Source organism: Methylocaldum sp. GT1BB, assembly GCF_051027545.1.
Taxonomy (GTDB): Bacteria; Pseudomonadota; Gammaproteobacteria; order Methylococcales; family Methylococcaceae; genus Methylocaldum.
The window spans coordinates 3,662,020-3,688,463 of sequence record NZ_CP194902.1 but is presented as its reverse complement, the minus strand read 5'-3'; the positions used below and the strand labels follow the sequence as shown (position 1 = coordinate 3,688,463).

Annotated in this window: 21 protein-coding genes; 9 read left to right on the top strand and 12 right to left on the bottom strand. The window is 57.9% G+C overall.

Annotation, left to right across the window (positions count from 1 at the left end; all coding sequences use genetic code 11):
• Positions 1-62 precede the first annotated feature (62 nt).
• Complete coding sequence (gene acnB / locus ACR2TX_RS17755) at positions 63-2,639, bottom strand: bifunctional aconitate hydratase 2/2-methylisocitrate dehydratase (protein ID WP_434130387.1); 2,577 nt, start codon at positions 2,637-2,639, stop codon at positions 63-65.
• 231 nt (positions 2,640-2,870) lie between these two features.
• Here acnB and ACR2TX_RS17750 point away from each other — a divergent pair, with 231 nt between their 5' ends.
• Positions 2,871-3,797, top strand: a complete 927-nt coding sequence (locus ACR2TX_RS17750) for a histone deacetylase family protein (protein WP_086134821.1) — start codon at positions 2,871-2,873, stop codon at positions 3,795-3,797.
• Between the two features lie 42 nt (positions 3,798-3,839).
• Here the strand turns inward: ACR2TX_RS17750 and ACR2TX_RS17745 are convergent, their stop codons facing one another.
• From ACR2TX_RS17745 to truA, 11 genes are all read right to left on the bottom strand, one after another.
• The gene (locus tag ACR2TX_RS17745) at positions 3,840-5,174 is read right to left on the bottom strand and encodes a UDP-glucose dehydrogenase family protein (RefSeq protein WP_156881200.1); all 1,335 of its coding nucleotides are present in this window, start codon (positions 5,172-5,174) and stop codon (positions 3,840-3,842) included.
• A gap of 62 nt (positions 5,175-5,236) precedes the next feature.
• Positions 5,237-6,421: an O-succinylhomoserine sulfhydrylase gene (locus tag ACR2TX_RS17740; protein WP_133715985.1), complete on the bottom strand. Its 1,185-nt coding sequence runs from the start codon at positions 6,419-6,421 to the stop codon at positions 5,237-5,239.
• Between the two features lie 31 nt (positions 6,422-6,452).
• Positions 6,453-7,961: an amidophosphoribosyltransferase gene (purF, locus tag ACR2TX_RS17735; protein ID WP_077729522.1), complete on the bottom strand. Its 1,509-nt coding sequence runs from the start codon at positions 7,959-7,961 to the stop codon at positions 6,453-6,455.
• Between the two features lie 26 nt (positions 7,962-7,987).
• Positions 7,988-8,488 (bottom strand): CvpA family protein, encoded by a 501-nt coding sequence (locus ACR2TX_RS17730; protein ID WP_086134776.1) that lies wholly within the window; start codon positions 8,486-8,488, stop codon positions 7,988-7,990.
• A gap of 78 nt (positions 8,489-8,566) precedes the next feature.
• Positions 8,567-9,661: an SPOR domain-containing protein gene (locus ACR2TX_RS17725; protein ID WP_077729524.1), complete on the bottom strand. Its 1,095-nt coding sequence runs from the start codon at positions 9,659-9,661 to the stop codon at positions 8,567-8,569.
• Between the two features lie 13 nt (positions 9,662-9,674).
• Positions 9,675-10,937, bottom strand: a complete 1,263-nt coding sequence (gene folC, locus ACR2TX_RS17720) for a bifunctional tetrahydrofolate synthase/dihydrofolate synthase (RefSeq protein ID WP_434130384.1) — start codon at positions 10,935-10,937, stop codon at positions 9,675-9,677.
• A gap of 3 nt (positions 10,938-10,940) precedes the next feature.
• On the bottom strand, positions 10,941-11,912 hold the full coding sequence (accD, locus tag ACR2TX_RS17715; RefSeq protein WP_077729526.1) for an acetyl-CoA carboxylase, carboxyltransferase subunit beta: 972 nt from the start codon (positions 11,910-11,912) through the stop codon (positions 10,941-10,943).
• 8 nt (positions 11,913-11,920) lie between these two features.
• The gene (trpA, locus tag ACR2TX_RS17710; RefSeq protein WP_086134778.1) at positions 11,921-12,730 is read right to left on the bottom strand and encodes a tryptophan synthase subunit alpha; all 810 of its coding nucleotides are present in this window, start codon (positions 12,728-12,730) and stop codon (positions 11,921-11,923) included.
• Positions 12,727-13,947: a tryptophan synthase subunit beta gene (gene trpB / locus ACR2TX_RS17705; RefSeq protein WP_086134779.1), complete on the bottom strand. Its 1,221-nt coding sequence runs from the start codon at positions 13,945-13,947 to the stop codon at positions 12,727-12,729. Before trpB ends, trpA begins: the two co-directional genes overlap by 4 nt.
• Positions 13,922-14,581, bottom strand: a complete 660-nt coding sequence (locus tag ACR2TX_RS17700) for a phosphoribosylanthranilate isomerase (protein ID WP_077729529.1) — start codon at positions 14,579-14,581, stop codon at positions 13,922-13,924. Before ACR2TX_RS17700 ends, trpB begins: the two co-directional genes overlap by 26 nt.
• On the bottom strand, positions 14,578-15,393 hold the full coding sequence (truA, locus tag ACR2TX_RS17695) for a tRNA pseudouridine(38-40) synthase TruA (RefSeq protein ID WP_434130381.1): 816 nt from the start codon (positions 15,391-15,393) through the stop codon (positions 14,578-14,580). Before truA ends, ACR2TX_RS17700 begins: the two co-directional genes overlap by 4 nt.
• A 217-nt stretch (positions 15,394-15,610) precedes the next feature.
• Here truA and ACR2TX_RS17690 point away from each other — a divergent pair, with 217 nt between their 5' ends.
• The 8 genes from ACR2TX_RS17690 (at position 15,611) to ACR2TX_RS17655 (ending at position 26,099) form a co-directional block, all read left to right on the top strand.
• A complete protein-coding gene (locus ACR2TX_RS17690) occupies positions 15,611-16,900 on the top strand; it encodes a citrate synthase (protein ID WP_086134781.1) in 1,290 nt (429 codons plus the stop codon).
• 226 nt (positions 16,901-17,126) lie between these two features.
• Positions 17,127-18,221: a hypothetical protein gene (locus ACR2TX_RS17685; RefSeq protein WP_434130379.1), complete on the top strand. Its 1,095-nt coding sequence runs from the start codon at positions 17,127-17,129 to the stop codon at positions 18,219-18,221.
• Positions 18,222-18,322: 101 nt separating this feature from the next.
• Positions 18,323-20,221, top strand: a complete 1,899-nt coding sequence (locus tag ACR2TX_RS17680; protein WP_347258592.1) for an ATP-binding cassette domain-containing protein — start codon at positions 18,323-18,325, stop codon at positions 20,219-20,221.
• 419 nt (positions 20,222-20,640) lie between these two features.
• Complete coding sequence (locus ACR2TX_RS17675; protein WP_434130377.1) at positions 20,641-20,976, top strand: hypothetical protein; 336 nt, start codon at positions 20,641-20,643, stop codon at positions 20,974-20,976.
• On the top strand, positions 20,958-21,254 hold the full coding sequence (locus tag ACR2TX_RS17670) for a GMC oxidoreductase (RefSeq protein WP_434114178.1): 297 nt from the start codon (positions 20,958-20,960) through the stop codon (positions 21,252-21,254). Before ACR2TX_RS17675 ends, ACR2TX_RS17670 begins: the two co-directional genes overlap by 19 nt.
• Before the next feature lie 473 nt (positions 21,255-21,727).
• Positions 21,728-23,050: a CmpA/NrtA family ABC transporter substrate-binding protein gene (locus tag ACR2TX_RS17665; protein WP_240507076.1), complete on the top strand. Its 1,323-nt coding sequence runs from the start codon at positions 21,728-21,730 to the stop codon at positions 23,048-23,050.
• Positions 23,051-23,365: 315 nt separating this feature from the next.
• Complete coding sequence (locus tag ACR2TX_RS17660) at positions 23,366-24,358, top strand: ABC transporter permease (RefSeq protein ID WP_434130376.1); 993 nt, start codon at positions 23,366-23,368, stop codon at positions 24,356-24,358.
• Between the two features lie 10 nt (positions 24,359-24,368).
• Positions 24,369-26,099 carry an ABC transporter ATP-binding protein gene (locus tag ACR2TX_RS17655; protein WP_434130374.1) on the top strand — a complete coding sequence of 577 codons (1,731 nt, stop codon included), beginning with the start codon at positions 24,369-24,371 and terminating at the stop codon, positions 26,097-26,099.
• The last annotated feature ends 345 nt before the right edge of the window (positions 26,100-26,444 follow it).

Sequence of the window (26,444 nt, the reverse complement as noted above, 5' to 3'; positions counted from 1 at the left end):
ACAGGCCGCCACTTGCCGATGCCTCGTCGGGTGCGGCAAGCGGCGCTGTCGCACTTGGCATGTCAAGCCGTGGCGTCTAAAGCGACTTGTTCCGCCTTTCTGACGTAGTCGGGAATCTGATCGAAATTCAGATATCGATAGGTATCCGTTGCGTCCTTTTCCAGAGACTGAACGAAAGCCATGTATTCTTCGTACGACGGGATGCGCCCTAAACTCGAACATACGGCCGCGAGTTCTGCCGAGGCCAGAAACACATTGGCACCCGCTCCCATCCGATTGGGAAAGTTTCGCGTCGAGGTCGATACCACGGTGGCATGGTCCGCCACCCGTGCCTGATTGCCCATGCACAATGAACATCCGGGCATTTCGGTCCGAGCGCCCACTTTGCCGTAGATGCCGTAATACCCTTCCTCGGTCAATTCCAACTGATCCATACGGGTCGGCGGAGCGATCCATAAACGCCCTGGAACTTGCGTCCCGAAGTGCTCCAGGATTTTTCCGGCCGCACGGAAATGGCCGATGTTCGTCATGCAGGAACCGAGAAAGACCTCGTCGATCTGAGTGCCGGCAAGGGCAGACAAGGGTTTTACGTCGTCAGGATCGTTCGGGCAACACAAGAGCGGCTCTTTAATCTCGCTCAGGTCGATCTCGATCACTTCGTGATATTCGGCATCGGCATCGGGCTCCAGGAGCATGGGATCAGCCAGCCAATCCTCCATGGCCGCGATTCGCCGGATTAAGGTTCGTACGTCGCCATAACCTTGCTCGATCATCCATTTGAGCAAAACGATATTGGACCGCAAATATTCCTCGATCGGCTCTTTGTTCAGGCGTACGGTACAGGCGGCGGCGGACCGCTCGGCGGAAGCATCCGCCAGCTCGAATGCCTGCTCTACCTTTAGAGTCGGCAGTCCTTCGATTTCCAAGATGCGTCCTGAAAAAACGTTCTTCTTGCCCTTTTTCTCGAGAGTCAAAAGCCCGCGCTGCATCGCCGCATAAGGAATGGCATGCACCAGGTCCCTGAGCGTGATGCCCGGCTGCATTTCGCCCTTGAACCTGACCAGTACCGATTCCGGCATGTCCAAAGGCATCACACCGGTGGCGGCAGCGAAAGCGACCAGGCCGGAACCCGCGGGAAACGATATCCCGATAGGGAAGCGGGTATGCGAATCGCCGCCGGTTCCGACGGTATCCGGAATCAGCATGCGGTTGAGCCATGAATGGATGATGCCGTCGCCGGGACGAAGCGAAACGCCGCCGCGATTCATGATGAAATCGGGCAAAGTGTGGTGGACATCGATGTCTACGGGCTTGGGATAGGCCGCCGTGTGACAGAAGGACTGCATCACCAAATCTGCAGAAAACCCCAAGCAAGCTAAATCCTTGAGCTCGTCGCGCGTCATCGGGCCCGTAGTGTCTTGAGATCCTACCGTCGTCATATGAGGCTCGCAGTAGGTGCCGGGACGTACACCCTTTACCCCGCAGGCTTTTCCGACCATCTTTTGGGCGAGGGTATATCCCTTGCCGCTGTCCAGTTTAGATTCCGGACGTCGGAATACCGGCGAGATGTCGAGACCCAGTGCCTTGCGGGCACGATCGGTAAGGCCGCGTCCGATGATGAGCGAGATCCTCCCCCCGGCCTGCACCTCGTCCAGCAGAATATCGTTCTTCAAGGCGAAAGTGCAAAGCAGCTCGCCGGTATCGTGGCGCTTGATCTCGCCTTTGTAAGGGTAGACGTCGATAACGTCGCCGGTATGCAAGTTCGAGACATCGCACTCGATAGGCAGGGCACCGGAATCTTCCATGGTGTTGAAGAAGATGGGAGCGATCTTTCCTCCGATGCACATGCCTCCCGCCCGTTTGTTCGGAACACATGGAATATTCTCGCCGATATACCACAGCACCGAGTTGGTCGCGGATTTCCGAGAAGAACCCGTACCTACGACGTCGCCCACGAATGCGACCGGCCAGCCTTTTGTCTTGAGTTCCGCTATCTGCGCCTCGGCATCGGTGACGCCTTCGCGCGGCACTTTCAGCATGGCTTTGGCGTGCAGCGGAATATCGGGCCGCGACCAAGCATCCTGGGCGGGCGACAAATCGTCGGTGTTGATCTCACCCGGCACCTTGAATACGGTCACCGTAATGACGTCAGGCACCTTCGGCCGGCTCGTGAACCATTCGGCTTCGGCCCAAGCCCGCATGACCGCCTGTGCGTTCGCATTGCCGGCTTCGGCCTTCTCGCAAACATCGTGGAACGCATCGAACATCAGCAAGGTATGCGACAAGCCCTTTGCGGCCAGCGTTCCCAACGCCGGATGGTCGAGCAGTTCGATCAGCGGGGCTACGTTGTAGCCGCCCAGCATAGTGCCGAGAAGCTCGGTCGCAAGGCGCGGATCCAATATCGGCGAGACGGTTTCACCTTTCGCGACAGCTGCCAGAAAACCTGCCTTGACGTAGGCCGCTTCATCCACGCCTGCCGGCACGCGGTTGGTCAACAGGTCGAGCAAGAATTCTTCCTCGCCTTGAGGCGGATTTTTGATGAGCGATATCAGAGCCGTGGTCATTTCCGCGCTCAGAGGTTTCGGCACAAGCCCTTGTGCCGCTCGCTCGGCAACGTGTCTGCGATATTCTTCCAGCATGGTTTCCCCTAAAGTTTGCAATTCTGTTCGACTCGAGCCCCACGCACGATTCGAAACGGTTTCATTTGTCGTATAAAACGACCGCCGTTTTCCATTCCCGAGAACGAGTCATCGATCATTGGTCCAAATACCGGGGAACGATCAATCATCAAACCGTATCGGTTCTATTCCAACGGCAATACTCGGGTATTATATGGATCACTCATACGTTTATCACGCCGGATGCTCGTCATGACTACGATTTGCTTCAGTCATCGGAGTTTCTTGGAACACGACACCGGCCTTGGGCATCCGGAAAACGCGGAGCGCTTGCGTTCGATCGAGCGCGCACTTAGTCGACCCGATTTTTCCGGTCTCGATCGACGGGAAGCGCCGCGCGGTACCCGCGAACAGATTCGTTTAATCCACACCGATCGGCACATCGATTACGTCTTGGGAGCCGTGCCCAAACTGGGTTTTGCTTACCTCGACGGCGATACGGTCGTGTCGCCCGGTTCGGGCGAAGCGGCTTTGCATGCCGTAGGTGCCGCATGTGCCGCGGTGGATGCCGTTTTTGCCAAGGAGTCCACGAACGCTTTCTGCGCTGTCCGGCCGCCGGGACATCATGCCGAACCCGACGCGGCCATGGGGTTCTGCTTGTTCAACAATATCGCCATTGCCGCCGAATATGCCCGCAAACACCATGGAATCGAACGGGTCGCCATCATGGATTTCGACGTGCACCATGGAAACGGTACCCAACGAGCATTCGAAACGAATAAGGACGTCTTATATGCATCGACTCACCAGTTCCCTTGGTATCCCGGGACCGGGAGGTCCGGCGAAACCGGTGCGGGCAATATGATCAATGTGCCTCTGGCAGCCGGCAGCGGGTCCCATGAATTTCGCTTGGCCGTGGCGGACAAGATTCTGCCCGCTATCAATCGTTTTACGCCGGAGCTTGTCTTGATTTCCGCCGGCTTCGATGCCCATCGGGACGATCCCCTGGCCGATCTGAATTTGGTCGAGGACGATTATGCTTGGGTAACTTCGGAACTGGTGAAATTGGCGAAAGAACACGCACGAGGCCGACTAGTATCCGTTTTGGAAGGTGGATACAACCTGGAGGCTTTAGGAAAGAGTGTGGCCGCGCATGTACGTGCGCTGATGAAGAGCTGATGGCTGGAAAAGAGGGGGCGCCGAGCGCCCCCGCTATTCTAATCAGGCTAAGGACGCGCCCCGCCCAATGCCGAAATAATCAAATCCCATCATTTTCATCCGGGCCGGATCATAAAGATTCCGACCGTCGAAGATGACGGGATGCGACAGTTCGGCCTTGATCGTATCAAAGTCGGGGCTGCGGAATACATTCCATTCAGTGACGATAATCAAGCCGTCAGCACCTTTCAAGGTAGCTTCGGGGCTGTCGCAAAGCGCGAGATCGGACCTATGCCCATATAATCGCCCGGCTTCGTGCGTCGCGACCGGATCGAACGCTTGTACCCTGGCGCCCGCCTCCCAAAGGGCTTCGATGATCACCCGGCTGGAAGCTTCGCGCATGTCGTCCGTATTCGGCTTGAATGCCAACCCCCAGAGAGCGAGTGTCTTTCCTTTTAGATCGTCCTTAAAATAATCCTTAACTTTTTCGTAAAGTCTCAGTTTCTGCCGGTCATTGACATCCTCGACCGCCCGCAGCAACTGGGCCTGATATCCGACGTCCCGCGCGGTGCGCTCGAGTGCTTTAACGTCTTTCGGGAAGCACGAACCGCCGTATCCGCAGCCGGGATAAATGAAGTGGTAACCGATCCGCGGATCGGACCCGATGCCCACCCTCACCTTCTCGATATCCGCGCCCAGACATTCGGCGAGATTCGCCAATTCGTTCATGAAGCTGATTTTCGTCGCCAGCATGGCATTGGCCGCGTACTTGGTCAGCTCGGCCGAGCGGATATCCATGCAGACCAGGCGGTCGTGATTGCGATTGAATGGCGCGTACAAGGCCCGTAGAAGTTCGGTAGTGCGGGGATTGTCGGTGCCCACCACGATACGATCCGGCTTCATGAAATCCTCGATGGCTGCCCCCTCTTTCAGGAATTCCGGATTTGAAACCACATCGAATTCACATGGCTTCTGCCGGTCGTTGAGCACCGTATTTATCGCCTGGCGGACTTTATCCGCCGTGCCGACGGGCACGGTCGACTTGTTGACTACAACGCGATAATCCTCCATGCGTTCGCCAATGCTGCGCGCGACGGCCAACACATATTGCAGGTCGGCCGACCCATCCTCGTCGGGAGGCGTGCCGACTGCGATGAACTGGAATAAACCATGCTGAACCGCCAGGTCCACATCGGTGGTGAAATGCAGACGTTTCGCGGCCATGTTGCGTTCGATGATGCTATCCAGACCAGGCTCGTAAATCGGAACCTCGCCTTGATTGAGCCGGGCAATCTTGCCCTCGTCGATATCTAAGCATACCACCTCATTGCCTACCTCGGCCAGACAGGCTCCGGTAACGAGGCCGACATAACCCGAACCAAAGACGGTGACTTTCATGACTGTTCCTTTTTGTTACGAATGAGATTCTGCACGCGGAGGTCGATACGACCAATCCGATCTTATGCAAAGGCGCGAAGCAAATCGCGCCTGATGTCATCGATATTTTCAAGCCCCACGGCGATACGGACCAAACCCTCGCTGATACCGGCAGCGGCACGTTCGTTCTCGCTCAGCCTGCCATGAGTCGTGGTTGCGGGATGGGTGATGGTCGTTTTGACATCCCCTAGATTCGCAGTGATGGATAGCAGGCGGGTCGAGTCGATCAGGTTCCAGGCCCCTTCCCGGCCCCCTTCGACCTCGAAACTCACGATGCCGCCGCCCGCAAATTGTTGCCGCACGGCTAACTCATGTTGGGGGTGGGACGGCAGTCCCGGATAATACACGCGCTTGACCCAAGACTGGGCTTCCAGCCACTCCGCAAGATTCAGGGCATTCTCGCTATGCGCGCGCATGCGTATCGCCAAGGTTTCCAGCCCCTTGAGAAATACCCAGGCATTGAACGGACTCATGGAAGGGCCACCCGTCCTTAGAAAGGGATAGATTTCCTTATCCAATAACTCCTGCCGGCCAACGATCGCGCCTCCGACGCATCTCCCCTGCCCGTCCAGGTACTTGGTTGCCGAATGAACGACGATATCCGCTCCCAAATCCAGAGGCTTCTGCAAAGCGGGCGTACAGAAACAGTTATCGACCACCAGAAGGCTCCCATTTTGCCTGGCTATCGTTGCAATGCGATGAATATCCGCAATTTCGGTCAGCGGATTTGAGGGAGTCTCGAGAAAAAGAAAGCGCGTTTCGGGCCTGACGGCTGTTTCCCAGGCCGCATAATCGGTCATATCCACGAAAGTGGTCGTGACGCCGAATTTGCTCAGGTAATTCTGGAACAGCAGAACTGTGTTGCCGAACACGCTCCGGGAGCACACGACATGGTCTCCGGCCTTTAACAATCCGAAGGCCGTCGTAGCGATAGCGGCCATTCCCGAAGCCACCGCAATGCAGCGTTCTCCGCTTTCCAGGGCGGCGAGCCGTTCCTCGAAAGCTCGAACGGTGGGATTGGTGAAGCGCGAATAGATATTGCCGGGAATCTTACCGGAAAACCTCGCGGCGGCATCCTCGGCGCTGTCGAACACGTAACTGGACGTCGCAAAGATCGGATCGGAATGTTCCTGTTCGGACGTCCGTCGCTGCCCGGCGCGTATCGCCTGAGTTTCGATGGCATACTGCTGCCATTCCCAATCGGTCATGTGGTCTACCTCGCAAAAAGCGTCCGTGATACTAGCCCGCGTTGTGCAACTCGATGATCGAACCATCGGCCGAGCGTCTGGCCTTGGACTGATCGTTACGGTGCTTGCTGAGCCGATCGAGGTATTCCTGATTGATATCCCCGGTGACATAGTCATCGTTGAAACACGATGTGTCAAACCGCCCGATGGAAGGATTTCCTCTCTGCACGGCCTCGATCAAATCGCTCAAGTCCTGATAAATCAACCAATCCGCGCCAAGCTCATCCTGCACCTCCTGTTCGCTGCGCCCATGGGCGATCAATTCATGCGCCGCAGGCATGTCGATGCCGTATACATTAGGATAGCGTACCGGCGGAGACGCGGACGCGAAGTAAACTTTGCGCGCTCCGGCATCCCGCGCCATTTGAATGATTTGCATGGACGTAGTGCCTCGGACGATTGAATCGTCGACCAGCAAAACGTTCTTGTCCTTGAATTCGAGGTCGATCGCGTTCAGTTTCTGTCTGACCGACTTCTTGCGAAGCTGTTGTCCGGGCATGATGAACGTACGTCCGATGTAGCGATTCTTGATAAAGCCCTCCCGGTATTTCACGCCTAACCGGTTGGCGAGCTGCAACGCCGCAGTCCGGCTCGTATCCGGAATGGGGATCACGACATCGATGTCGTGATCCGGGCGCAGCCGCATAATTTTCTCGGCCAGTTTATCGCCCATGCGAAGCCGGGCCTTGTAGACCGAGATATTGTCGATGATGGAGTCGGGACGCGCGAAGTAAACGAATTCGAATATGCACGGCGAATAAAGCACTTTTTCGGCGCATCGACGCGTATGTAGCGTACCGTTCTTTTCGATGATCACGGCCTCGCCAGGCTGCACATCCCTAATCAGCTTGAATCCCAACACGTCCAGGGCGACGCTCTCCGATGCGATCATGTAGTCGGTGCCCTTGGCGGTCTTGCGTTCGCCGAACACCAAGGGGCGAATGCCGTAAGGGTCCCGGAAACCGATGATACCGAAACCGGTGATCATCGCCACCACCGAGTAAGCGCCCCGGCAGCGCTGGTGTACGGCCGCCACGGCACGGAACACATCTTCGGGGCCGACCCGAAGTTTCCCCAGTTCCTGGAGTTCATGAGCAAAGACGTTAAGGAGAACCTCGGAGTCGGAATCGGTGTTGATGTGTCGTTGATCTTGGGCGAACAGATCTTCCTTCAGCACCTCGGCATTGGTCAGATTACCGTTATGCGCCAGACTGATGCCGTAAGGAGAATTGACGTAAAACGGCTGGGCTTCGGCCGAGCTCGTGCAACCGGCGGTGGGATAACGGACGTGGGCGATGCCCATCTTTCCCCTGAGGTTCACCATGTGGCGAGTATGAAATACGTCCCGTACCAAACCGCTGTCCTTGCGCAAGTTAAAGCGATCGTGTTCGCAGGTGACGATACCCGCGGCATCCTGTCCCCGATGCTGCAATACGGTCAGGGCTTCATACAGCTCCTGATTGACTTCGTCACTGGAAACGATGCCGGCAATACCACACATAGGTCAACTCACTTAACAATGAAAAATCATCGAAACTTGACATAACTGCCGAAGTCCGACGGAAGTTGGTCGCGAAGCCATAAAGCTAACGACTGAAATGGCGGAATCAAGGCAGATTCTTTCCACCAAGGGTCTGCCGGAAGAGGTGTCGCTCCGGCCAAAAGAACCAGCACTGAAACGATGACGACTCCGCGGCCGATACCGAATACCATTCCGGCAAGACGATCGGTCCCCGTCAACCCGGTACTTTTCACCAGCATGTGCAGCAAAAAAGTAACCAGGCTGGCCAATATCAAACTGGCTAAAAAGAGTATCCCAAACGATGCAGCCATCCGGGCGGAGGGAAGGGAAATGACGGAATCGAGATAAACCGAAAAATCACGGCTGAATTGCAACCCGATCCACGCTGCCGCAACCCATGCACAGAGTGAAAACACTTCGCGAATAAGACCGCGCAACAGCCCGATGAAGGCTGATAAACCAATGATTCCGGCAATACAATAATCGACCCAAACCAGATTAGACATGTCGTACTCTCGCCGACGATAGCACTGTCGTATTGATAATCGTCTGGTCAGAAATCCGGTATCCGGGAATGCCAGCGATCACGGATGCGGAACCACGATACCCTTGATACCGATAGTATTCTCAATCTGCTTCTGTATCTGCTCTGCCCGTGTCCGGTTCAACTCGGGACCTACCTGAACGCGGTAGACTGAGGTTCCGGCGTTGTTAACGACCTCCACAAATGCGGGAAAGTTCGATTTTCGCAGCTTATCGGCCAGTGACCGCGCATTGCCCTCGGTGGTAAAACTACCGGTTTGGACTACCCATGCCGCCAAGTCATCGGATGCCTCCGGTGCAGGAATTGGCGGCTCAGGAAGCTTCGCTCCCCCACCTCCAACGGCTGGTTTCGATGGGATTTCAGGAGCTTTTGAAACCGCTTCGGACGGTGCCGCCTTCGAATTATCCAATGAAGGCTTGATCTGCGCCGGTTTTTGGGGACTCACCGGAGACGACGCAGATTTAGCCGATTCGGCAGCTCTTGTCGTCTCGGACTTCTTCGATCCTTTTTCGATCGGTTTCGCGGGCGGGGCTTTTGGTTTCGCCTTAGGCAGTGCGGCGGGCTGGTCCGGCGGCATCGTATCAACGGCGCCCTCTTCCGAATTGACCGTCAGGGTTGTCGGCTCGAGTTTGCTTTTTCTGGCGAGAGCCTGTTTTGATTTGCTAACTCCGGCGGCTTTTGCCGGTTCATCGGTTTTAGCCACTTGCGCTTTGTCCGATTCAGCGGGATCGGCTGCGCGACTAGTTTGCGCATCGCCCGTGGCTTTCAAAACATCCTCATCGGCAACCGTCGGTTCACTATCCGCTATAGAAGCCGCCCGATTTTCGGGCTTTTCGCCGGACTCGGCAGAAGCGGACTGCTCGCTTTCCGCGGCGGTCGAATCGCCATCGGTCAAGGGGATTATCCGATAACCCGTACTAGTGCTTTCGCTCTCCTCCGACGGAGCAACATCGGCTGCCGAGTTCGGCAGCTCGATGGCCTTGGCTTCGACCTCTTTGGGAAGTGCCGGAATCTCGCCGGAGCCGGCAGCGCTTAGATCGTCCTGCCGTTCCTCGAACAGCATGGGCACGAAAATAACTACCAGAGAAACAATGATGATAGCGCCGATGAGACGTTGTTTCAGTTGCTGATCCATGAATACCTCGGACTCAGCTCATTTGAGCCAAATACTCGGAAACTAGAAAGAATGAGCCAAACACGAGCACGAGGTGATCGTTTTCCGCGTCCTGTTTGGCGGCACCGAATGCCGCTGCAGCATCGGCGAACCCAGACCGGACTGCTGAAACGCCAAGACTGTCGAAAATAGCTAAAAGTTGATCGGCAGTCGCTGCCCGGGGCATTTTGAGGGGAGCCAAATACCAATGCTCGACCAGGTCTTTTATGTTAGTGATAATCCCGAGAACGTCCTTGTCGCGCATAACGGCGAAGACTGCATGTATGGTTTTCCCGCCAAACCGGGAGCCCAGATATTCCGCCAATACCCTCACCGCCTGAGGATTGTGCGCCACGTCCAATAATACAGGAACACTTCCAGGGATGTACTGAAACCGTCCGGCCAAAGTGACATTTCTCAACCCATTCCGAACGGCCGCCGCTGATACGGGCATGTGGGTTTCGATCCTCTGCAAGACTTCCAACACAGCCGACGCATTGATCAATTGGTGACTACCTTGGAGCGCCGGAAACGGCAAATCGGCCAGCTGGGTGTTTCGCCCCAGCCAGTTCCATCCGTCGCCGGACACCTCATACATAAAATGCCGCCCCGCATACGAAAGCGGCACGCCACCCTCCTCGGCATATCGGACCACGGCCTCCGGCACATCGCTGTCTCCGATGACCGCGGGTCTGCCGGGTCGAAAAATACCGGCTTTCTCCAGCCCTATGGCCGTGCGGGTTTCACCCAACCAATCCTGGTGATCGAGGTCGATGCTGGCAATCAGGGCCGCATCCGCGTCGATGATATTGACGGCGTCCAGACGACCGCCCAAACCGACTTCGAGCACTTGTACGTCCAGATCGGCGGTAGCGAAGATATCGAGCGCCGCTAAGGTGCCGAACTCGAAGAAACTGAGAGTCGTCTCGTCGCGCACCCGTTCAATACGCTCGAACGCGTCGCAAATCCGGTCGTCGCTGACGGGTTCCCCGTCAATACGGATTCGCTCGTTATAGCGTAGAAGATGCGGCGACGTATATGTGCCGACCCGGTAGCCCTCCTGGCATAAAATCGCGTCCAACATCGCTACACATGAGCCTTTTCCGTTTGTGCCGCCGACGGTGATGGTGAAAGGCGGCTTTTCGCGACGACCAAGCCGTCCATGGACCATTTTGACGCGGGACAAGCCGAGGTCGATAGACTTCGGGTGCAGGGTCTCCTGCCAGGCCAGCCAATCAGCCAGCGTTTTGAAACGCATGAACTATTCGTTGCCCGTAAGTTCTTCGGCAGAAAGAGAGGTATAAGCCGCGGCAAGCATTTCGGGTCTTTCGACGCGCTTTTCGACGACGACCGCCTCGATACTGGCGGCAGCCGGCTTTTCAAAGGCCAGTATCGACAACAGGGACGCGATTTTTTCGCGCATCTCCCGACGATCGACGATCATGTCCAGAGCGCCGTGATTGAGCAAAAACTCGCTTCTCTGAAATCCTTCCGGCAGTTTTTCGCGGACCGTCTGTTCGATCACGCGCGGTCCCGCAAACCCGATCAGAGCGCCCGGCTCACCGATGTTGATGTCGCCCAGCATGGCCAAACTGGCTGATACGCCTCCCATCGTCGGATCGGTCATCACGGAAATGAAAGGAATGCCCGCATCGGCCAACCGCGCCAAGGCAGCGCTGGTTTTCGCCATTTGAAACAGGGACAACAAGGATTCCTGCATACGGGCGCCGCCGCTGGCGCTGAAGACGACCAATGGAATTCCCTGCTCCAGGCAGTGATTGACGCCCCGCACGAAGCGCTCTCCCACGACCGACCCCATGGAACCGCCCATGAATTCGAAATTGAATGCGGCAGCGACTAATGGCCGGCCTTGGAGCTGACCGGCGACGACGATCAGCGCGTCCTTTTCGCCGGTGGCTTTTTGCGCCTGAACCAAGCGATCCTTGTACTTCTTGCTGTCTTTGAACTTAAGCGGATCGACGGGCGTAAGTCCTTCGCCGATTTCCAGGCGATTGCCGGGGTCGAGAAACAGATGCAGGCGCTTGCGCCCGCTGATGCGCATGTGATGGCCGCACTTCGGGCAAACCTCCAGATTCCGTTCGACTTCCGACCGGTACAGAATTGCGTTGCAGGCCGGACATTTGCTCCACAAGCCTTCGGGGATCGCGCTTTTCGTAGACGCTTCCGTGCGGATTTTCGAAGGTACTAATTTGTGAAACCAGCTCAAGGTGATGACTCTCGCTAAAAAGATGCGTCCATCGCGGTACGCATGGATTTCAACAGATCGACGATATCGTTGAGCGCTCGCCCGGAGTCGCCCCGTGCAACCTCGATTTTCTCGACCAGCGCACTGCCCACTACCACCGCGTCGGCAAATTTGGAGATCGTGGCCGCGATCTCGGCGTTCTTGACGCCGAACCCGACGCCCAGCGGCAGATCCGTTAGCGCGCGAATTTCGGAAAGCTTACGCTCGACATCGCTCAAATCCAAATGCGAGGCGCCGGTGACACCTTTCAGAGAGACGTAATACAAATAGCCCCGCCCCAACTGGCCCATCTTGCGTATCCGCTCATCGGTACTGTTGGGGGCGAGCAAAAAGATCGGATCGATACCGGCTTGCTCCAAAAGCGACAACAGGTCGGACGATTCTTCGGGAGGCATGTCCACGGTAAGAACGCCGTCGACGCCAGCGCTCCTGGCCCTGTCGACGAACGCGCGGTACCCCATGCACTCGACCGGGTTGAGATACCCCATGAGAACGACAGGAGTCTCGCTATCGTTCGAACGGAACTTTTCCACCATGTCCAGCACGCGGCGCAGGCTCATCTTGTGCAGAAGAGCTCGCTCGCTGGCCTTTTGGATGACCGGACCATCCGCCATCGGATCGGAGAAAGGCACGCCCAGTTCGATGATGTCGGCCCCGGCCTCCACCATCGCGTGCATCGCCGGAACCGTGAAATCCGGATGGGGATCGCCCGCCGTGATGAAAGGAATGAGAGCTTTCCGGTTGGCTTGTTTTAAAGTCTGGAACTTGGCGGTCAAACGGCTCACAGGGTAATTCCTTCGCGCCTTGCAATGGTGTTGATGTCTTTGTCCCCGCGTCCCGATAGGTTGACCAGGATTTTTTGATCCTTGCTCATGGTGGGCGCGAGCTTCATGGCGTAAGCCACGGCGTGGCTGGATTCCAGCGCCGGAATGATGCCTTCGATCCGGGTCAGCGTGTGAAAGGCCTCCATCGCCTCGTCATCGGTGATGCTGACGTATGCGGCCCGACCGCTGTCCTTTAACCAGGAATGCTCCGGACCCACGCCGGGGTAATCGAGGCCGGCTGAAATCGAATGGGTTTCGATGATCTCGCCATCCTCGTCCTCCATGAGATAGGTGCGATTGCCGTGCAGAACGCCTGGTTTGCCGGCGCTCAGAGGAGCCGAGTGGCGACCGGTCGCAATGCCCTCGCCCGCCGCCTCGACACCGTACATCGATACGCCGTGTTCGTCTATGAAGGGATAGAACAGGCCTATGGCGTTCGAACCGCCTCCGACGCAAGCTACCAGCGCGTCCGGCAAGCTACCGGTGAGTTCCTTCATCTGCTGTCTGGCTTCGCGGCCTATGACCGCCTGAAAATCGCGAACCATGGCCGGATAAGGATGAGGACCGGCCACTGTGCCGATGATATAAAAGGTATTGTCCACATTCGTAACCCAATCGCGCATGGCCTCGTTGAGCGCGTCCTTTAGGGTTTTCGAACCGGATTCCACCGGCACCACGGTCGCGCCGAGCAACTTCATGCGGAACACATTGAGGGCCTGGCGCTCGACGTCGACAGCCCCCATATAAACCACGCACTCCATTCCCAAGCGGGCGGCGACTGTAGCGGTAGCCACGCCGTGCTGTCCGGCGCCGGTCTCGGCTATAACGCGCTGTTTGCCCATACGTTTGGCGAGCAAAGCTTGTCCTACGGTATTGTTGACCTTATGGGCACCGGTGTGATTGAGATCCTCGCGTTTGAAGAAAACTTGCGCGCCACCCAGCATTGAACTAAGGCGCTCCGCGTAATAGATCGGCGAAGGGCGCCCCACGTAATGCTTGAGATCGTAATCTAATTCCGCAAGGAACTCGGGATCTTTCATGTAGCGATAATACGCGTCCCTCAACTCCTGAATCGGATACATCAAGGTTTCGGCAACGAATACGCCGCCATAGGGCCCGAAGTGGCCCCGCTCGTCGGGCAGGTTGTACGATTCAGTCGATGTGTACTCTATGGTCATATTCGTGTACCTGTTCTAGAAACGCCGCCATTTTATCGGCATCCTTGATGCCCTTGCCTGCTTCTACACCGCTGGATACGTCGACGGCATAAGGCTGCACCGTCCGCAAGGCTTCCACGACGTTATCAGGAGCAAGCCCTCCGGCCAAGATCACCGATCGGCGGAGTTCCTTCGGAATCAAGTCCCAGTCGAAGCGATGCCCGGTCCCCCCCTTGGCATCCGAATGCCATGCGTCCAACAGAAAACCTGCAGCATCCGGATAAGTGTCCACAATTGTCGTCAGATCTGTTTCCGACCGCATCCTTACGGCCTTGATATAGGGTTTTCCGAAACGGCGGCAGTAATCCGGGCTTTCATCACCGTGAAACTGAATCAGATCGATACGTACCTGTTGCAAAATCTCGCGGACGACAACCTCGTCTTCATCGACGAACAACCCGACCACCGTGGCGAATGGCGGCAAAGCAGACACGATGCTTTGCGCCGTCTCGACGTCGAGATTTCGTGGACTTGGCGGATAAAAAACCAAACCGACGGCGTCGGCGCCCAGTTGAACAGCTATCAAGGCGTCGTCCGGGCGGGTGAAGCCGCAGATTTTAACGCGAGTTCTACGGAAGGGATACGGAAATTTCACTCGCTTTCCGAAGGAGTATAACGACTGGCGTCTTCCGGCAGATAATCGAATATCGGATGACGGGGTAAACCGAAATGGGGAGGGTAATAAACACCGCCTAAGTATAACCCGTCGGCCGGCGCCGTAACACCGGCGCACTTTCGGTCTCGGGCCCCGAGAACCGCGGCCGCCCAATCCGGGCGCTGCTTGCCCGATCCAACCTCCATCAAGACGCCTACGATATTCCGAACCATATGATGCAGGAAAGCATTGGCGCACAGCTCGATGATCACCTTATCGTTTTCCCGGCGCACGTGGATGAAATGCATCCGGCGCATGGGACTCTTGGATTGACAGTCCTGGGCTCGGAACGAGGAAAAATCATGTTCCCCGATCAGATTGTTTGCCGCCTCCTGCATGGCTTTCTCATTGAGCGGATGAAAATGCCAGGTGACTTGTCGTCTGAAGAGCGCGGACTTCATCGGGCGATTCAGGATGACATACCGATAGAATCGAGCGATGGCGCTGTAGCGCGCATGGAAGTCATCCGGAGTCTCTTGAACCCAGAGGATGCGCACGTCTTCGGGAAGCGCCGTATTAGTCCCCATCAGCCAGGAATACGGCTTACGGTATACCTTGGTATCGAAATGGACGACTTGCTCCAAGGCATGCACGCCCGCATCCGTCCGGCCAGCACAGATGACGCGAATCGACTCGGCCGCAACGCGGCTTAGAGCGTCTTCGACCGCGCCCTGGACGGTAAGCTTCCCCTTTTGCCATTGCCAACCGGAGAAGGCTTGACCGTCATACTCGATACCCAAGGCGATACGCATCGTTTTAGAAATTATTTGTTTAACAAGATAACAGGAAAGAACGTTCCGCTATCAGTCCAATGTTACCATCTTGAAACAATCGCGGCCGAAACGGGCCTACTGAAAAGCATCGAAAAACGACTGAGCACTCTTTAGGCAGGCTAGCGTTAAATGACCGGTTGTCGTTACACTGAAACAGAAACGAGAACAAAGTCCGTATTTAGGGTTTCTTAGCATTATGGCAGACACAGCAAAGCTCGAACTGGACGGCAAACGGTTCGATATTCCCGTCGTCGTCGGTACCGAGAACGAAAAAGGGCTGGATATCACCCGGCTCCAGGCATCGACCGGTTACATCACCGTCGATCCCGGTTACGCCAATACAGGCTCCTGCACATCCGCCATCACCTACATAGACGGCGACAAAGGAATTCTCCGCTACCGCGGGATCGACATTGCCGAGCTCTGCGAGAAGTCGACGTTCATGGAAGTCTGCTATTTGCTCATTTACGGCGAGTTGCCGAACGCCGAGCAATTTACGAAATTCAAGGACAAGGTCCTTTTCCACTCGCTGATTCACGAGGACATGAAGAGCTTCTTCACCTCGTACCCCGGCCATGCCCATCCCATGGCCATTCTTTCGGCAATGGTGTGTTCCCTCTCGGTTTATCATCCGGAACTGTTGAAACCGGATCAGTCGCCGCACGAGCGGGACCAAACCATTACCCGGCTCCTGTCCAAAGTGCGTGTGCTGGCCGCCTTCGCCTACAAGCGATCGGTGGGTGAAGCTTTTGTCTACAGCCGTCCGGAACTGGACTACCTCTCCAACTTCCTGCACATGATGTTCACGACGCCGGTCAAACTGTACGAGCCGGACGAGGTGACGCGCAAGGCGCTGGACGTATTGTTCATCCTGCATGCCGACCACGAGCAGAATTGCTCCACCTCGACCGTTCGCATGGTGGGATCTTCCAAGGCCAACCTTTTTGCATCCATTTCGGCCGGCATCTGCGCCTTGTGGGGTCCGCTGCACGGCGGCGCCAACCAGGCTGTGATCGAAATGCTGGAGGCGATCGCGGCCGACGGCGGAAACTACAAGAAATTCATCGACAAGGCCAAGGATAAAAACGATCCATTTCGACTGATGGGGTTCGGACACCGAATCTACAAGAATTACGACCCCAGGGCACAGATCATCAAAAAGCACTGCGACGAAGTACTCGGAAAGCTGGGTATTCACGACCCGATTCTCGAAATCGCCAAGGGTCTAGAGGAAGTGGCGCTCACCGATCCCTACTTCATCGAGCGCAAGCTTTACCCCAATGTCGATTTCTATTCGGGAATCCTCTACCGTGCCATGCGGATTCCGACGAACATGTTTACCGTAATGTTCGCTTTGGGAAGACTGCCTGGCTGGATTGCTCACTGGAAGGAAATGATCGAGGAACCCGGCATGAGAATCGCACGGCCCCGCCAGATATACATCGGCGAACGGCAACGGGCCTATAAACCCATGAACGACAGGTAGAATCCGTCTTCGAATTATGCTTTGCTCCCGGTCCGACGGGGACATCCGAACCGGGCGCGTAGCATCGGCGCTTGCCCGCCATTGACCGCTTCCGAACGCATCGCCCACCGGCAAAGCGGCCGCTGACGTTTACCGCTTCGGACTTCTGGCTTCTTTCGATCGCCTTGGGGCAACCCGATGCTGTTTATTGAGTCAAATTTGATACAAGGGTTATCGTATCGCCGTCTTGAATCGAAAATCGCACGTCATTGCCTGGTTTGCTTCCCACTTTCTCGTCCTGTCCTTTCTTTCCGCGTCAGCCGCCGAAGAAAGCCTGTGCAAACCTGAATCGGCCCCAGCGGCCGCATCGACTCCCGTTCGTTCGCCGACTCGGGTATTGCTTATTCCCCTCTTAAGAAAAGATCCGGATTCCGCGGAAAACGAACGCTGGCCAGAACGCCCGGCCGCGGAAATCGAAGCCTTTTATCGAACCCGCTTCTCCGCACAAGTCACTTGGTTGCGGGATGTCCGCAAATGGGAGGACTACTACCGCAAGGCCGATATGTTGGCGCAGCGCTCGGCGCCTTTCGACCGAGTGATTCTTATCGGACACGGCGGATATGACGGACCGATTCTGAACGGTCATATCATTCAGAACGCGCTCACCATCGAGGGAGATCACGCTAAAGCGACCCGGATCGTCGAGGCGCAGCCCGGAGTTGCGGAGATTTTCACCGTTACCTATGACATCCGCCAGAATCGGGAATTCAGCAGCTTCATGGACGGCCGTTGGAAAGAACTTTCCCGAAAAGATTCTACGGAAATCAGAAATATTCTGATAAGCAAAGAGCGCAGACTCCAACCCTTGGATACCGCTTGCCTGCAGCGCCAATGTTCGGCCGCGATGCTGGCCTCCATTCCGAACGATACCGATCGGGATCTCAAGCGCGCAGCCTGCGAATCCATATGCAGAGTTCCGCTCTTCGTTTTGCGCTCATTCGAAGAGCTTAGCCCGGAGCGGTTTCGAAACTTCGTCCAAAGTTTGCGTTCTCTCGTCAAGCCGAACGGCTTGATCGTGCTCGGCATGTGCAATCCGGGCAGCAGCGTACCGGAGAAAGAATCTCCCTGGGATGTCGGCGGTGCCTTGGTACACTCGAAGCTTGCCTCCGGCCCTCATCAAACCTATGTACACTTGCTCGCTGCCGCGACCGGGCGGAGCGTAGCCGGCCCCATCGGCAAGACCAGTGCCGAGGATGTCGTGAACCGGGTGACGCTGTTCGAAGAGCGGCGACCCCAACGATATCTGCGCATTGTCGCTCCGACCGAACGCTGCGCTCCCTGAGTGCCCCGCAACGATCGTCCAGCGGTCTCGATTGCTCCGGATTCGGTGCGACAAACTACTTCTGCGCGTAAAATTCCCGTTTTTTCCTGTCCCACACTCCGATGGCTTTAATCACCTTCCGCAATATACACGTCAGCTTCGGTCAGCCTCTGCTGGACGGAATCGGCTTTTCCCTGGAAAAAGGCGAGCGGGTGTGCCTCGTCGGGCGCAATGGAGCGGGGAAATCCACGTTGCTCAAACTTTTGACAGGCGATTTGATTCCGGATGAAGGGGAAATCATCGATCAAGAGGGCTTGCGCATCGCCCGGCTCGATCAGGAAGTCCCGCTGGACGCCACCGGCAGCGTGTTCGACGTCGTTGCAGGCGGGTTAGGCGATACGGGCGAGTTGATCCGCCGGTTTCATGACGTATCCCATCGCGTTGCGAGCCATTCCGACTCGAAGTCCTTGGCGGAATTGGAGCAATGCCAGCACGCGATCGATGCCATCGGCGGCTGGGATCTCCACCGGAAAGTCGAATCCTTGCTGTCTAAGCTCGACCTGCCGGTGGATACCGATGTCGAGTCTCTGTCGGGCGGCCTGAAACGCCGGGTGCTGCTCGCCCGAGCCCTAGTCTCAGAGCCCGACGTATTATTGCTCGACGAGCCCACCAACCACCTCGATCTCGCGGCGATTCTTTGGCTGGAGGAATTTCTGCTCGGTTGGCCGGGAACTTTGATCTTCATCACCCACGACCGGATGTTCCTGCAAAGGCTGGCAACCCGGATTATCGAGCTCGACCGGGGCAAGCTGTTCGACTGGCCCGGCGATTACGCCACCTATCTGAAGCGCAAGGAAGAACAACTGAACGCCGAAGCCAAGGCTCAATCGGAATTCGATAAAAGGCTCGCGCAGGAAGAAGCCTGGATTCGCGAAGGCATCAAGGCGCGCCGCACCCGCAACATGGGCCGGGTACGGCGTCTGCTCGACATGCGCCAGGAACGCGCGGAACGGCGGGGCCGTACCGGCCAGGTCAGCATGCTGCTGCAGCAGGCGGAAAAGTCCGGACGACTGGTGGTGGAAGCCGAGAACGTTCGCTTCGATTACGGCGGTCAACCGATCGTGCGCGATTTTTCCACCACGATCCTGCGGGGCGACAAGGTCGGCATCATCGGGCCCAACGGCTGCGGCAAGACCACCCTGCTTCGCCTGATGCTGGGCGAACTGCAACCGACGTCGGGCCGCATCCGTCTTGGAACCAACCTGCAAATCGCCTATTTCGACCAGTACCGGGCACAGCTCGAGGAAGAAAAATCGGTGATCGACAATGTCGCCCAAGGCAGCGACCGGGTGAGCGTCAACGGGCGCAACGTTCACGCCATCGGCTACCTCAAGGATTTCCTCTTCACTCCCGAACGGGCACGTCAGCCGGTGAAGTCGCTTTCGGGGGGCGAGCGCAACCGCCTCCTGCTCGCGCGGCTGTTCACTCAGCCCGCGAATCTCCTGGTGCTCGACGAACCCACCAACGATCTGGACGCGGACACGCTGGAACTGCTGGAAGAACTGTTGACCGATTACGACGGCACCGTATTGCTGGTGAGCCACGACCGGGCGTTCCTGAACAACCTCGTCACCAGCGTGCTGGCGTTCGAAGGCGACGGCATTGTCAACGATTACGTGGGCGGCTACGACGACTGGGTGCGGCAACGCCCGGCACCTCGGCCCGCCCCGGCGAAACCGGCCGTTGAAAAACCGATTCCGCCCAAGCCGGTCAAGGAAAAGCTGAGAAAGTTGAGCTTCAAGGAACAGCGCGAACTCGAGGCTTTGCCCCAGCAGATCGAGGCGCTCGAAACCGAAATAGCCTCATTGAATGAAGCGATCTCCCGCCCCGAGTTCTATCAGCAGACGAAAGACACCATTACCGGAACCCAGGCCCGGCTGGCGGAATTGCAGCAGACGGTGGAGGCGGCGTATATGCGCTGGGAAGAACTGGAGGCCTTGCGGGAACAGCTGAGCACTTGAGCCGGCGCCCGCAGGCTCATTTTCCGTAGTGGTCCCAATGCTCCCGAAACAGAGCGTGCTCGCTGATCGGACTTCGCGACGACCGCGACGGCGGCGGCCGCCGCCTATTGCGGTCTGGGCTATACCGCCGTCTTCTGGGGCGACGCGCCCGAGCGTATCGACGGCAACTACCGCATCACCCGCATGCTGCAAGCCGAGACCATGTTCACCGGCGATCCCGACAGAGCTTCGATGGATCATGGTATACAGGCGGTCTGCGAGGACCTGCGGCTCAGGGTCGCCATCCCTACCCCATCCGCCTGTGCTCTAGGCGCATTGGGGCATGCGCTGCCGGCGCGGGAACTTCAGCGGTTGGCATCGGCATTCGCCATGATCTTCCGGGTGTCGGCAAGAATCTCCAGGACCATCTCCACACGAGGGTGCGCTGCGAGATCAGGCAACCGCTTACCTTCGCCCCACTTCCAGAGGAGCAAAAGGCCGCAGCGCTGCGGGAATACGAAGCGAACCGAAGCGGCGCGCTGGCTTCGAATTTCCTCGAGGCGGGGGCCTTCGTCAAAAGCCGTCCGGAAGAGACGATTCCCGGACTACAGCTGTTCTTCCTGATGACCCTGCCGCCCGATTATCCCGAAGCGGGAGCCACCAACCGGCACGGCATCACGTTCACCGCCTACATCAATCGGCCCCTGAGCCGCGGAGAGGTCATGCTGGCCTCGGCGATCCGCTCGACCGGCCGGTCATCGACCCCAACTACCTGAGCCATTCCGACGAGGTCGCACCGGGAGCACACCTCCGAAGCGACGCGGATCTCGAATCCTTCGTGAGGCGTACGGCCTCCACCACCTGGCACCCGGCCGGCACCTGCGAGATGGGCCACGACGCCATGGCGGTCGTCGATTCCCGCTTGAAGGTGCACGCAATCGAGGAACTGCGGGCGGTCGATGCTTCGATCATGCCGACCATCGTGAGCGGCAACACCAATGCGCCGACGATCATGATCGCCGAGAAGGCCGCGGATCTGATTCGGAACGGCTAGAGCGTTTTCCGGTTTGGCGTAGAGCCCGAAGTAGGTCGGCAATCCGTTGCCGACCTACGAATTTCCGGTCCTCGCCTACGCGCGCAGCCCTTCCGAATGCATTGCGTGTTTCATATTCGTGCGGCATCCCTGCATTGGTGCACGAAAGGTCGACGAGTTCTGCCAATAAGCGGATCGCAAAGGCTCGAATATCCATAGCTCCGTGACTTTCCGGCGCCTGGCATACCTTCTGCTTCTATGACTCATTGAACAAGCTGCGCGCCAAAGGCGGCGCGCGAAAAATCGACAACGGCGTCTCGCTGCCATCGATGATGGCAGCCAGGCGCTTTTTTTTGCCCGACGATAAACACTGGAGCACAAAAATGGGAGACGAAAAGGCTGTACGGGGAGCGGGGGTCCAAAGGGCCGGCGTCGGTCGGCGCCGGTTCATGCGGCAGGCGGCCGGCATGGCCATGGCGGTTGCGCTTTGCGCGATGATGGCGGCGGGTCCCCACGAGGCGCAAGCGGAGGTGGGGCCACCGGAAAAAGTTTCGCTCAAGTTCGGCTTCATCAAGCTGACCGATATGGTGCCGCTGGCGATCGCCTACGAGAACGGCTATTTCGAGGACGAGGGGCTGTCCGTCACGCTGGAAGCCCAGGCCAACTGGAAAGTGCTGCTCGATCGGGTGATCTCGGGCGAATTGGACGGCGCCCACATGCTGGCCGGGCAACCCATAGGAGCAACGATCGGCTTCGGCACCCAGGCCGACGTCATCACCGCCTTCAGCATGGACCTCAACGGCAACGGCATCACCGTTTCCAACGCCGTTTGGGAGGAATTGAAGAAGAAGCTGCCGATGAAGGACGGCAAGCCGGTGCATCCCATCGACCCCAAATACCTCAAGACCGTCGTCGACGGTTACAAGAAAAAGGGCAAGCCCTTCAACATGGGCGTGGTGTTCCCGGTATCCACCCACAATTATGAATTGCGTTACTGGCTGGCGGCAGGCGGCATGAATCCGGGCTATTACGCGCCCACCAAGGGCGACATCAGCGGCACGCTCAAGGCCGATGTGCTGATATCGGTGACGCCGCCGCCGCAGATGCCTGCCACCATGGAAGCGGGCACCATCGACGGCTATTGCGTGGGCGAGCCCTGGAACCAGCAGGCCGTGTTCAAGGGGATCGGCGTGCCGGTGGCCACCGACTACGAGGTCCAGGTGAACAATCCGGAGAAGGTGTTCGGCGTCACCAAAGCCTGGGCGGACGCCAATCCCAACACCCATATCCGCGTGGTGAAGGCGCTGATCCGCGCCGGGTACTGGCTGGATGCAGAGAACAACAAGAACCGCGCCGAGGCTGTGAAAATCATCTCGAAACCGAACTACGTGGGTGCGGACGAAGCGGTGATCGCGAACAGCATGACCGGCACCTTCGAATACGAAAAGGGCGACAAGCGCGAGGCACCCGATTTCAACGTGTTCTTCCGTTATCACGCCACCTACCCCTACTACTCCGATGCCATCTGGTACCTCACCCAGATGCGCCGCTGGGGCCAGATTCCCGAGGCCAAGCCCGATTCCTGGTACATGGAGACGGCGAAGAAAGTCTATCGTCCGGACATTTACGCCGCCGCGGCCAAAGAGTTGATTGCCGAAGGCAAGCTTAGCGCTCAGGACTTCCCCGATTTCGACAAGGAGACCGGATTCAAGGGCCCGCAAAAAGGTTTCATCGACGGCACCGTCTACGACGGGCGTAAACCCAACGATTACCTGAAGCAGTTCAAGATCGGCCTCAAGGGCAACGAAAAGCCGTAACCCTGGAAACGGCAGTTGACCGCTTCGATGCACGAGAAAAGCCCGCTGCCTTTTGTAGCGCGTTTTTTTACCGCGGTTTGGCTGAGCATCGGAAATGCGCAGGTCGGCAATCCTTTGCCAACCGAGTCCCTTGCCGACGGCGTGTGTCGGAAGGGTCGCGACTAAAGCGACCGTTTGCGATCGGGAATGGATTGCCGACCTACTTCGGGAGCTACGCCAAACCGGAAAACGCTTTGGGTAACCAGTGAAACCATCTTCATTCAGTCACGTCGAAGGCCCTTGCGCTGCGCGGGCTCTCCGACAGGGAGGATCAACATGACGGCACAAACATTATTGCAACGATTGGGCACTCTGACACAGGCCAACGCCAACGGAGATTCGAAACTGGCGGCCATCTTCCACAGCAACTGGCCGCCCCTATTCGGCATCGCCCTCTTTCTGGTGCTCTGGCACGTGGGAGCCGCCGGAGTCAAAACCTCGCTCGGGGAACTGCCGGGTCCTGCGGCGGTGTGGGAACAAACCCAGAACCTGTACCAGGAACACATCGCGGAACGGGAACGCGAGGCCGCGTTCTACGAACGTCAGGAAAAGCGCAAGGAGCGGTTCTTGGCGGAAAATCCGGGCAAGGAATTCACCCCGCTGCCGTACACCGGCAAGCCGACCTACCTGGACCAGATCTTTACCAGTCTTTACACGGTGTTCGCCGGATTCACCATGGCGACCTTGGTCGCCGTGCCGCTGGGAATCCTGTGCGGCCTGAGCAAATCCTTCCAGAACGCGATCAATCCGCTGATCCAGATCTTTCGGCCGGTGTCGCCTCTCGCCTGGCTGCCCATCGTCACCCTGGTGGTGAGTGCGGTATACGTGACGAGCGGCACGCCCATGTTCGAGAAATCCTTCATCATCTCGGCTATCACCGTGACCCTGTGCTCGCTCTGGCCGACCCTGATCAATACGGCCGTCGGGGTTGCCTCCATCGACAAGGACCTCATCAACGTGTCCAAGGTGCTGCGGCTTTCCACCCGCACCAAGGTGATGAAGATCGTCATTCCGTCCTCGCTCAAGCTCATCTTCACGGGGCTCCGCCTGTCCCTGGGTGTGGGCTGGATGGTGCTGATCGCGGCGGAGATGCTGGCCCAGAACCCCGGCCTCGGAAAATTCGTGTGGGACGAATTCCAGAACGGCAGTTCGCAGTCGCTAGGGCGCATCATGGTGGCCGTATTCACCATCGGCTTCGTCGGCTTTCTGCTGGACCGCATCATGCAGACCTTCCAGCAACTGGTCAGCTTCGGCGAGCGTTCAAGCTAAGGAGCCCAATATGTTAAGCCTACAACGCATCCACACCGACGACTTCGAAAGCCAGCCGCCCGAGGAGCAGGCGCCGCGGAACGTAGCGCTGGAACTCAAAGGCGTCGGCAAAGGCTACGGCACCGGCGCCCGGCGGACCGAGGTGCTGAACGACATCAACCTCCGTATCGAGGAGGGGGAGTTCGTCGCCATCGTCGGTTTCTCCGGCAGTGGAAAGACCACTCTTATTTCGCTTATGGCCGGTCTCCTCGACGCCGATGTCGGCGAGCTGTGGTGCAACGGCAAGACCATCGAGGGTCCGGGACCCGACCGGGGCGTGGTGTTCCAGAACTATTCGCTGATGCCCTGGATGACCGTGCGCCAGAACGTGGCGCTGGCGGTCGACCAGGTGTTCAAGGATGCGCCCAAGGCAGAGCGGGCGGCGCGGGTGGAGAAATACATTGCCATGGTGAATCTCACCCCCGCCATGGACAAGCGTCCCGCCGAACTTTCCGGCGGCATGAGACAGCGGGTTTCGGTGGCGCGCGCGCTGGCGGCTTCGCCCGACATCCTGCTGCTCGACGAACCCCTGAGCGCTCTGGATGCGTTGACTCGTTCCAAGCTCCAGGACGAAATCATCCGCATCTGGCGCCAGGAAAAGAAGACCGTCGTGCTCATCACCAACGACGTGGACGAGGGCATCATCATGGCGGACCGCATCATTCCGCTGAAGCCCGGCCCGAACGCAACCCTGGGACCGGAATTCCGGGTGGTCCTGCCCCGTCCGCGCGACCGCCAGGCCATCAACCATTCCCCGGAGTTCAAGCGCATCCGGCGCGAGGTGACTCAATATCTCATGCAAATCAGCCATGAGCGGGAAGTTGCGACTTCCGACAACATCATCAGCTTGCCGACGGTCCTTCCCAACACCGCACGCGAACACCAGGCTCCCGACATCAAGCCGGTTCCGGCAAAAGCCGGTTTGGAGCGCTACGTGGAATTCTCCCGCGTCTCCAAGATCTATCCGAGCCGCAAGGGTCCCATCAAGGTCGTCGACGGCTTCGATCTCAAGATCCGCAAGGGCGAATTCATTTCCATCATCGGCCACTCCGGCTGCGGCAAATCGACGGTGCTGTCCATGGTGGCGGGTCTCAACGACATCAGCGAGGGCGGCATCGTCCTGGACGGCCGGGAAGTGGTCACCGCCGGCCCGGACCGCGGCATCGTATTCCAGGCGCCCAGCCTGGTGCCCTGGCTCACGGCGTACGAGAACGTCTGTCTGGGGGTGGAACAGGTCTATCCCCACGCCAGTAAGAAAGAGCGCATAGCCATCGTCGAGCACTATCTCAGCCGGGTCGGCCTGACCGACGCCAGGGACAAGAAAGCCAGCGAGCTGTCCAACGGCATGAAACAGCGGGTGGGCATCGCCCGGGCATTCGCGCTATCCCCCAAGCTGCTGCTGCTGGACGAGCCGTTCGGCATGCTCGATTCACTCACCCGATGGGATTTGCAGGAAGTTCTGATGGAGGTGTGGACCCGCACCAAACTGACCGCCATCATGGTGACTCACGACGTGGACGAGGCCATTCTGCTCGCCGACCGCGTGGTGATGATGACCAACGGGCCGAACGCGAAAGTCGGCAAGATCCTCGAGATCGACCTGCCCCGCCCCCGTACCCGCACCATGCTGCTCGAACACCCGAACTACTACGAATTGCGCGAGCAGTTGCTCACCTTCCTGGCGGAGTGCGATCACAGTTGATGAAATGGGTCACGCTGAGGAACCGCCACGCCGGACGCTGCGAGGGCGGTGAGTAGTCCGCACGGAGCGCAACGCGATATCGTTGCCAAATGGCCTTTTGGCTCGTTCCCAGACGGATGGGAACGGGAAAGCCGGAGGTTGAGAACCCGCGCAAATGGAAAGCGGCGGCTCAAGGTGCCGCTTACCTTTCCTTTCCCGACCCCGCCGGCTCAGGCGTAGGCCACCTCCTTAATATAACCGAGGCCAGCCGCCGCAGGCCCCCATTGGGCTCCAGGGCATGTTGGCATGTGGAACAGACCCCGTATGCGCCCTTGTTCCGCTGTGCACCATGTTAGTTCAAGCGAT